At 47.8% G+C, this 9946-nt stretch carries 8 protein-coding genes; 5 read left to right on the top strand and 3 right to left on the bottom strand.

Features of this window, described 5'->3' with window-relative positions:
- Positions 1-598 precede the first annotated feature (598 nt).
- Positions 599-1039 carry a GNAT family N-acetyltransferase gene (locus tag PRUB_RS14340; protein WP_010381655.1) on the top strand — a complete coding sequence of 147 codons (441 nt, stop codon included), beginning with the start codon at positions 599-601 and terminating at the stop codon, positions 1037-1039.
- 74 nt (positions 1040-1113) lie between these two features.
- The gene (locus tag PRUB_RS14335) at positions 1114-1668 is read left to right on the top strand and encodes an NADAR family protein (protein WP_010381652.1); all 555 of its coding nucleotides are present in this window, start codon (positions 1114-1116) and stop codon (positions 1666-1668) included.
- 55 nt (positions 1669-1723) lie between these two features.
- On the opposite strand, the gene metG is transcribed toward PRUB_RS14335, so the two are convergent.
- Positions 1724-3760: a methionine--tRNA ligase gene (gene metG / locus PRUB_RS14330; RefSeq protein WP_010381649.1), complete on the bottom strand. Its 2037-nt coding sequence runs from the start codon at positions 3758-3760 to the stop codon at positions 1724-1726.
- Between the two features lie 241 nt (positions 3761-4001).
- Here metG and PRUB_RS14325 point away from each other — a divergent pair, with 241 nt between their 5' ends.
- The 3 genes from PRUB_RS14325 to PRUB_RS14315 all read left to right on the top strand — a co-directional run bounded on the left by PRUB_RS14325 (position 4002) and on the right by PRUB_RS14315 (position 8475).
- Complete coding sequence (locus PRUB_RS14325; protein ID WP_010381648.1) at positions 4002-5084, top strand: Mrp/NBP35 family ATP-binding protein; 1083 nt, start codon at positions 4002-4004, stop codon at positions 5082-5084.
- A 3-nt stretch (positions 5085-5087) separates the two neighbouring features.
- On the top strand, positions 5088-5675 hold the full coding sequence (dcd, locus tag PRUB_RS14320; RefSeq protein ID WP_010381646.1) for a dCTP deaminase: 588 nt from the start codon (positions 5088-5090) through the stop codon (positions 5673-5675).
- 289 nt (positions 5676-5964) lie between these two features.
- The gene (locus tag PRUB_RS14315) at positions 5965-8475 is read left to right on the top strand and encodes a putative bifunctional diguanylate cyclase/phosphodiesterase (protein WP_010381645.1); all 2511 of its coding nucleotides are present in this window, start codon (positions 5965-5967) and stop codon (positions 8473-8475) included.
- Here the strand turns inward: PRUB_RS14315 and PRUB_RS14310 are convergent.
- Complete coding sequence (locus PRUB_RS14310) at positions 8426-9229, bottom strand: CLCA_X family protein (RefSeq protein WP_010381643.1); 804 nt, start codon at positions 9227-9229, stop codon at positions 8426-8428. The genes PRUB_RS14315 and PRUB_RS14310 overlap by 50 nt on opposite strands.
- Positions 9219-9827 carry a tRNA-uridine aminocarboxypropyltransferase gene (locus PRUB_RS14305; RefSeq protein WP_040644452.1) on the bottom strand — a complete coding sequence of 203 codons (609 nt, stop codon included), beginning with the start codon at positions 9825-9827 and terminating at the stop codon, positions 9219-9221. Before PRUB_RS14305 ends, PRUB_RS14310 begins: the two co-directional genes overlap by 11 nt.
- Between the last annotated feature and the right edge of the window lie 119 nt (positions 9828-9946).

Here is a 9946-nt window from a genome sequence, read left to right as displayed (position 1 = left end):
TTTTCATGGATGAAAAGCCGGGAGCCCTCCATAGGGATATGTGTCCACTCGTACCTTTTTGAGACCGAAGCAACGCTTCGCAGCTCGCCGAACGCTTTTCATGGATGAAAAGCCGGGAGCCCTCCATAGGGATATGTGTCCACTCGTACCTTTTTGAGACCGAAGCAACGCTTCGCAGCTCGCCGAACGCTTTTCATGGATGAAAAGCCGGGAGCCCTCCATAGGGATATGTGTCCACTCGTACCTTTTTGAGACCGAAGCAACGCTTCGCAGCTCGCCGAACGCTTTTCATGGATGAAAAGCCGGGAGCCCTCCATAGGGATATGTGTCCACTCGTACCTTTTTGAGACCGAAGCAACGCTTCGCAGCTCGCCGAACGCTTTATCGTGCAAATTCGTGCTTTAGCGCGGCCTTTACGCAAGGTGAAACGTAAAAAGCAAAGAGGGCTAAATTGCTGTACAATACATTCAATTTAATTGTTTTTTCAGTGCAGCAGGCAATCTTAAACCTTTATATCATGTCCGCACTTCAATGGATTTAAGAAGCATTGAACTTGCAATGGACTTAAAAACAATAACAATTAACCAGGACAGTCCAAATGAAAGTCTCAGACTTATCGAGCGACCATTCAGACATTGAGCTCATCGCCGATTGGTATTACCAGCAATGGGACAGTAAAGACCCGCATGCCACAGTACAGAGTGTGATTGATAAAATATCGTCCTCTGATTCGCGCATAGGGTTCGCCGCATATATTGACAATGAGTTGGTTGGTGCGGGCGAAATCAAACAGCAAATCGACTCTGATGATTCAGGCTATCGGCATTGGCTAGACGGCGTGTATGTGCCGACCGAACATCGTGGCAAAGGCATCTCAACGGCTTTGGTTGAGTTTGCGATAGCCAAGGCAATCAAGCTCAAGTTGCCTGCACTGTCTCTTCGCTGTGAGGCTCATCTGGTGAAATTATATGAATCTCATGGATTTAGTGTCGTTGATATGGACGGACAGAAATTCATTATGGCACATACATTAACTTAGTGAGTAATCAGGTGCGCAGAGGCGCTGAACAGCCTCCGTGCATGAGTGACACACATTATACATAGGAAGTCTTTGTGGCAATAAGCAGTAACGCGCAATTAATTGAGTATATTGCGAAATCAAAAAAGCCGAAGTTTGTTTTTTTCTGGGGTCACCAAAAAGCCAAATCAGGTGTTTCCAAGTCTTGTTTCAGTCAATGGTATCCGGCTCACTTTGAGCAGCACGGGTTGATGTTTAAAACCGCTGAGCATTACATGATGTACCACAAGGCGATGCTATTTGATAATTATGATGTGGCTCGGCGTATTTTAGAATGCAGTCATCCTGGCGAGGCTAAAAAGCTGGGCAGAGCTGTCACCGGTTTTGATGAAGCCATCTGGAACGCTAAGCGATTCGATATTGTGGTTAGTGCAAACATGCTGAAGTTTGCTCAAAACCTTGAACTGAAGGCATTTTTATTCTCAACTGGCAAAAGAATCCTGGTCGAAGCCAGTCCGGTTGATAAAATTTGGGGGATTGGCCTGGCAGAAGACCACGAATTTGCAAGTGTGCCTCAAAAATGGAAAGGACTAAATCTGCTGGGCTATGCGCTAATGGCAGTGCGCGACGGGTTGTCGCAGGACACTTAAAAACAAAACGGGCCTGATGGCCCGTTTGTTCAATCTAGCTTAACAGCCGCGCTGATCACATCACGCGCATGCCCGGTTGTGAGCCTTCGTCCGGGTTAAGAATATAAATTTCTTTGCCACCAGGACCTGCTGCCAGAACCATGCCTTCAGACATGCCAAAGCGCATCTTGCGAGGCTTCAGGTTGGCAACCATGACGGTGAGTTTGCCGATCAGATCTTCGGGTGCATAGGCAGACTTAATACCTGCAAACACCTGGCGGGTTTCGCCACCTAAGTCCAGTGTCAGTTTCAGCAGTTTGTCTGCGCCTTCTACGTGCTCTGCGTTGGCAATTTTAGCCACGCGCAAATCAACTTTGGCAAAATCACTGAACTCGATTTCGTCCGCGATTGGCTCTTTGGCCAGCGGGCTGTCCGCCGCAGGCTGAGCGCTCTGACCACCGACTTTTTTCTCCAGGCTTTCTTTAGAAGCATCAACCATAGCATTCACCTTATCCAGTTCAACACGTTGCATCAGGGCTTTAAACTTGTTGATCTCATGGTCAACCAGCGGTGTGTCCAGGCTTTCCCATAACAGCTGCGTATTCAGGAATGCTTCAACATTTTTTGCCATACCAGGCAGAATAGGCTTGAGGTAAGTCAGCAAAGCTCGGAACAGGTTCAGACCCAGTGAACACACCTGGTGCGCACGCTCCAGGGTATCTTCATTTTTGGCCAGTACCCAGGGTGCTTCAGCGTCGATGAATTGGTTTGCTTTGTCGGCAAGGGTCATGATCTCACGAACAGCACGGCTATATTCGCGGTTCTCATAATGGCCGGCAATGCTGTCTTTGGCTGCGACAAAGCTGTTTAGCAATGCTTCGTCCATGACTGTGCTGCTGAGCTTACCGTCAAATTTCTTGGTGATAAAGCCTGCGCAGCGACTGGCGATGTTTACGACCTTGCCAACCAGGTCTGAATTGACGCGCTGTGCAAAATCTTCCAGGTTTAAATCAAGATCAGTTACACCACTGTTCAGTTTAGCTGCATAGTAATAACGCAGATACTCTGGGTCCAGATGCTCTAAGTAGGTACGCGCTTTGACGAAGGTGCCTTTTGACTTAGACATTTTTGCGCCGTTTACGGTGACAAAGCCATGGGCAAAGACGTTGTTCGGTTTTCTGAAGTTGGCGCCGTCCAGCATCGCAGGCCAGAACAGACTGTGGAAGTAGATGATGTCTTTGCCAATGAAATGATATAGCTCTGCATCTGAGCCTTCAGCCCAGAACTCGTCAAAGTTCAGACCTTGCTTGTCACACAGGTTTTTGAAGCTGGCCATGTAGCCGATTGGTGCATCCAGCCAGACATAGAAATATTTGCCCGGGGCACCTGGGATTTCAAAACCAAAGTAAGGTGCATCACGGCTGATATCCCACTGTTGCAGGCCATCTGCAAACCACTCGTCCAGTTTGTTGGCCATTTCAGCCTGCAAGCTGCCTGAGCGTAGCCAGGTTTTCAGCATGTCTTCAAATGCTGGTAAATCAAAGAAAAAGTGCTCAGAATCTTTTAAAATGGGCGTTGCACCGGACATCGCCGATTTAGGCTCAATCAACTCGGTTGGGCTGTAGGTGGCGCCACACGCATCACAGCTATCGCCATTTTGCTCTTCTGCTTTACAGTTTGGACAGGTTCCCGTGACAAAGCGATCAGGCAAGAAAATGCTTTTCTCTGGGTCAAATAACTGTGAAATAGTACGCTTCTTGATATGACCTTTGTCGTTAAGACGCGTATAAATTAATTCACTCAGCTCGCGGTTTTCATCACTGTGGGTGCTGTGATAGTTGTCAAATTCAATGTTGAAGTCGGCGAAATCACGTTGTCTTTCGATACTGACTTGCTGAACCATCTCTTCTGGTGTTATGCCTTGCTTTTGCGCATTCAGCATAATAGGGGTGCCGTGTGCATCATCGGCACAGACATAATAGGTTTCATGGCCTTGTTGTTTCTGGAAACGCGCCCAGATATCAGTTTGAATATATTCCAACAGGTGACCCAGGTGAGTCGGTCCATTGGCATAAGGCAATGCACTTGTTATGAGAATTTTTCTCTTTGTCATAGTTATTCCACGAATATAGAGCGGCTCAGTTTGGCTCTGTAGATCTGGCGGCTGGCATCACGCTCGGTGCTTATCTAGGCAGAGAACAAAAACTTCGGACCGGTCAGCGCGTCTAATATTGATAAAAGACTGACCAGAACGGCTGGGAAAATCCCGGCAGACGCGAATTTGACTGGTTTTAATGAAGTGAATGTTACATAATTCCAGCGCCCATTTCATCATCTCAAGGCGTTTTATTTGTATGTTTGGTATTGAAAAACTATTTACCAGGAAGGACCCAATCAAAGAACAGATAAAAACTCACCTGCAGCACTACCGCAGTGCAATATTTCCAATGGGAATTGATCCGCAGTGGATCACAGAGATCACCTCTGGAAAATCGCAGGATGGGTCCTGGCAAGTGTCACTGAAGCTGCCTTTTGCGGCGTCAGGGCAGGGTACTGTTTTGTCCTCACATCTGAGTGACTCTCTCAATACAGACATTCAGGTTGCATGCCACAGCGAAATAGCGGGCAGTGCCCAGTTTAAGCAAATCAAGCATATTGTTTTGGTGGCATCAGGTAAAGGCGGAGTGGGTAAGTCGACTACTGCCGTTAATCTGGCTGCCGGACTGGCGTCCCAGGGGGCACAAGTCGGTATTCTGGATGCGGATATTTATGGTCCGTCAATCCCCTCATTATTGGGGCTGAGCGGGCAACAGCCTGAGGCAATCGATGAAAAGACTTTAAAACCGTTTGAAAAAGACGGTATTCGGGCGATGTCCATTGGCTTTTTGGTACCAGAGGACGACGCAACGGTTTGGCGTGGGCCTATGGCTTCGCAAGCATTAACGCAATTGCTGAATGAAACAGCCTGGGGTGAGCTGGATTATTTGATAGTCGATATGCCGCCTGGAACAGGGGATATTCAGTTGACCATGACACAAAAAGTGCCTGCCAGCGGCGCTATTGTGGTCACCACGCCGCAGGATCTGGCTCTGGCCGATGCACAAAAAGGTGTCGCAATGTTCAATAAAGTGAACCTGCCTATCATTGGTCTGATCGAAAATATGAGCTATTTTTCGTGTCAGCATTGCGGTGGTAAAAATGCGATTTTTGGTAGTGAAGGGGGGGCTAAACTGGCTGCACGTCACGGTGTTCCTTTACTTGCTGAAATTCCGCTTGATACCGGGATCCGGGAAAACTCGGAACAGGGCGCGAACATCACAACCCAGTCGCTGGCGATAAAAGACCATTACATATATTGTGCGCAGTTGATGAGCAGCATGTTGTATTTACAATCACAATCGACTCAAGGGGTCGAAATTCTAATAACGGATGACTAACTAATGAGACTCTCCGACAGAGATATAAAAGAAGCTATAAAAAAACAACACATTCAAATCGAGCCATCACCGGCGGATGAGATGATCTCAGGGGTTACCGTTGACCTGCGTCTGGGCAACAAGTTTCGGGTGTTTCAGGACCATGCTGCGCCTTACGTTGACCTGAGCGGACCTAAAGAGCAGATCAATGCTGCAATGGAATCCATTATGAGTGATGAAATTGTGCTTGAGGATGGTCAGGCATTTTTCCTGCACCCAGGTGAGCTGGCGTTGGCCATGACTTATGAATCAGTGACGTTACCTGCGGATTTAGTGGGCTGGCTGGATGGGCGCTCTTCACTGGCCCGGCTTGGCTTGATGGTGCATGTAACGGCGCACCGTATTGATCCTGGTTGGTCGGGTAACATCGTGCTGGAGTTCTATAATTCGGGCAAGCTACCACTGGCACTGAGACCTAAGATGAAGATTGGTGCACTGAGCTTTGAAACCCTCAGCAGTCCTGCTGAAGCCCCTTACAATATGCGAAAAGATGCCAAATACAAAGGGCAAAACAGCGCAATTGCAAGCCGGATCAGTGATGATAATCGCTGATACACAGAGCACACATTAAATCTACCTGCGAGTATGTGGCGACTATCAAAACTGCCACGTACCGCTGTCTTATTCCTCCTTCATTGCGCCAGCAACAGTGAGAATTTTTTAACTTGATACTGGCAATTCAAACTTCAGCTTCCATACTTAACATTACCGCTACATCGTAATGTGCAAAATAGATATATGCACTGCGGTGTCGGCACTAATCCGAAACCAGTGAAACAAGCCTCTGCTGCAATGGTTTCGCTGATTGGCCGAGCTATACCACTTGCTCAAGGAGGTTGGGATGTGGTCAGGCGTGATACGCGTGATAGCAGTATTGTTGATTGTAACGACTGGCCTGATTTTTGAGAGCCATGCTCAGCGCAGTGATTTTTTCGCAGGTGATCAGGTTCCGCTGTCGCTCTCAGCTTATAATGATGCGACAAATCAACTGTCTCTGGCGGAACTCCGTCAAATGACGGCACAAATGTCAAAATCAGAGCAGGCTATTAAATTGCAGCGAGGCATCGCAACTTGGGTGCGCGTCGAGATCCCGGCCAACACACAAGGTGAACAAGTCATTTATACTCAGCCAGTTCAGGGGGTTCTTAAGTTCTATCTTGAGCGCGCTGGTAAATTAATCCAATACACACTGATTGCACCGGCTAAAGAGCTTGCTTCACCTGCTCAGGCGGTACTGCCGCATATCAAAGTGCCACGGAGTGATCTTAACGCGCAGCTCTTTATTCAGGCTCAGGGCACGCACCCCCAGGTATTATCCATTTCCATGGTGTCAGAAGCCGACTTTGTGCAATTATTTAGCCACAGGGTATTCTTGTTTGGTGTTGAGACGGGCAGCATTTATTTTGTTGCTTTTTTTCTTGTCATGATGGCTGTTTCTCAGTTCCGGCCCGGGTTACTGGCCATTGCGGGATACGTCATGCTTATTGCGTTGATTAGTGGCGCAGAGAGCGGGATAAATGTGTTGTTGTTCCCGACAGTGATCAGTGGCGCGTTGGTGACATATAGTAGCCAGTTTTTCTTGCTTGCTTTGGCCTGTGTGCTGTGTTTCTTCCATTATTTTGCAGCGCAAAAGCGTCTCAATGAGCAGCATAAGTATTATCTTTGGCGTTTGCTGTGGGCCCTGTTGCTGGTTGTGTGTATCAGTGCGCCGTTACATGCCAGTTACCAGCTGTTGTTTCAGGTGATGGCTGCTTTGGTGGTGACCGCTTATGTGGCCTATCTACTGTGCGTACAGCCTCCTCAACATCAACGCGAAGCGCGTTTGCTTGCGCTTGTTTTTGCGCCCGCATTGGTGTTACTGGTGATCCTGATGCTGGGGCAGCTGGGCGTAGTTGCCAGTGCACGCTACTATTTGCTTAATCATGCTTTGCTGACGGGGCATGTGCTGATGCTGGCTTATTTTGTTTACTGGCATGAAAGGCAGAAAAAGCTGTTGTTACTCCAGTATGCAAACCATGACAAAGAAACCGGGCTGCCAAACCGGCATATGTTACAAAAAGCCCTTGATGGTTTGCAAAGCACGCATCAGCATCACACACTGGTGATGTTTCGACCTAAGGTGCTGAGTGTGATCAGGCTGAATATGGGCTGGGATTATGCTGCGATTCAGCTCAAATCGTTATTGAAAAAAGTACAAGAGCAGTTGGACACCTATGGTCGGGTAACGATTGCAGCTGAGCCGACCAGTAAAACTCAGATCTATCGGCTGGATGACACCCTGTTTGCTATTGTTTTGCGTGGTAAGTTAGAGCTAAGTCAGGTTGAGCAGTACGCATGTCTGCTGGCTTCTATTTTTGAAGAAGGGATCAACTTTAAGGGAGAGTTACTTGTTGATCAGCTTGAAATTGGCGTAGCCAGTAACCCTGTTCATGCGCAAACAACTGAGGCGTTAATGCAGCGCGCTTTACAGGCAATATCGGCACGACCACTTGGCACGCAAAAATGGCAGTTATTTGATCACAACGATTCGTTGTATTTGGAGCGACGGATCAAGGTGGCGTCTTCGTTGAAATACGCGGTTTCACAGAATCAATTTACCTTGTATTTTCAGCCTCAGGTAAAGTTGCAGCAAGGGGAAGTATTTGGCGCAGAGGTGTTATTGCGCTGGCATCATCCTGAGTTGGGTGTTATTCCGCCGGACGAATTTATTCCGATTGCAGAAGCCTCTGGCATGATCCCTGAAATTACCGATTGGGTGGTCGAGCAGGCATTATCTTTACAAGCCGAGCTGTGCAGCATTTACTCGCATCATGTTTTGTCACTCAATGTGTCTGGCAAAGACATTGGCCGAAAAGATCTGGCGGTGCAACTGATCACTTTGATCAGTCAGTTAAATTTGGCACCATCCCAGCTTATGCTGGAAATCACAGAGTCTGTTACCCTCGCTAATGAAGTAGATCTGAATGAGATCATTGATGGCTTTAAGCGCCTGGGCGTTAAAATGGCCATTGACGATTTTGGCACTGGCTATTCTTCCCTGGCATATCTCAGCCAGCTCGGGGTTGATGAGATAAAGATAGATAAGAGTTTTGTAATGAATATAGCCAGCTCAGCGACCAACCAGACGATTTGTAAGGCGACTTGTGATATGGCACACAACCTGGGATCTATGGTGGTTGCTGAAGGCGTAGAAAGCGTACATTGCTACCAAATGTTGAAAGCGTTTGGCTGTGATATTGGCCAGGGGTTTTATATTTCCAGGCCGCTCCCGTTTGAAGAATATAAGGCGTGGCTAACGCAATTCATTGCGCTTGACGATATAACGCAGCACCTAGCATCTGAAAATAGTTAGTTGTGGTTGTGAGCGTCGCTGCCGCGATGCCGGGGCCGGGAAATCCGCCCTGGCGTTGTAACGGGGAGTCGAGCACGTCATCTACCAAAAAAGCGTTGCGGATCTGAGGATGATTCGCTATGACCCATTCAAATGCACGTGCGGTCAGTTCCTGTGGTTTCGCATAATATTGGCCACCACGTGCTTTATCCAGTAACACTGCATGCTTAAAATAATCACTCGGCTCGTCAGCGCTGCTGCTTAGCAATAACAAGCGAAATAATGTATCAAGTTGCTGGTTAAGCGGGTGTGACAGTACAGGCGGCTGCACCAGCCACAGTGCGGATGCAAAGTCGTGTGCGCGAGCCTCACGGAACATGTGTTTGGCAATGTAGTGGTCAAAAGCATGCCACCATTCGTGCGCCAGTGCACCGCCCCCCGCGTTCTTAGCCAGTGCCAGGGTACGCTTGTTGCTATCATAATGTGCCTGCACACCGGCCTGTCCACCACTGCCGAAGGCCAGATTTAATGTACCCCGCAAGCCAATAGCAACAGGAGGCAGTGACAAGATCTGAGTGAGGTCAGCCAGCGCATCGTAAAGTAAATTAGCCGCAATATGTTGCTCTTCCTTACTTACCCAGGCGCCTAAGGTAATGGTTTTAAAACCGAAAGTTTCTTTGATTTCATCAAAACTGGTTTGATCACCAAACCGGTAATCTGGGCCATCACGGAAAAACTGGCGTTTTAACCGATTAGTTGAGCGCCTATTCGTCACTCAGATACCTAAGTTTTACATGATCTGGCATATGCCTGGTCTGCTGTGCAATCATACCAGCCAGCGCTTGATAGAAAGGGGCAGGCGGGATCTGCTCATAAAGGTGTAAAAAATGGGCGGTTGCTTCCAGAGTTGAAAGACTGAATGCTTGCTCAGCTTTACGAATAGAGTACTGGTTTTCTGGTAAGTTCGCGAACGAGACATGTGGCAGACTCATCAGCCAGGGGTTCAGCATAAGTATTTTATGTACCTTTTTCCATGTTCCGTCCAATACCACCAGTGTTTCAATGTGTGGCAGGTCTTGCTGATAGCTTGTGACATCGAGCGTCAGTGCGTTGTCAGAAGGGTAAAGCAGTGCGCAGGCTTGTGATTGTAGCTGTGTACGGATATCGCTAAAGTCGGCTTCCGACTCCCCTTGAATGACCTCGATATTGCTGAGTTGCAGAGACAGTAATCGGACCGTGTTTTTGGCGACTTTGGCCTCACTGGGGTGTTGTAAGACCACTATTTTACAGCGATTGTGAATGGTGCTACCCAAAAATGGACAGACGCATGTCTGAAGTGGAAAGTGGCAGTGATCGCAAAGGGCTCGTTTCATCGCATTATTTAACTGTTTTTTCTGTCACAGATCATATCATAGTTTGCAGTTTAGGACCCTCTTAGCTAGCATTAACGATATAGAGAGGCTTTTGCTGGGTTTGTTAGCCTGATAACGAA

The sequence above is a fragment of the Pseudoalteromonas rubra genome (genome assembly GCF_000238295.3).
GTDB classification, from domain to species: domain Bacteria; phylum Pseudomonadota; class Gammaproteobacteria; order Enterobacterales; family Alteromonadaceae; genus Pseudoalteromonas; species Pseudoalteromonas rubra.
This window is presented reverse-complemented; position numbering and strand designations above follow the sequence as displayed.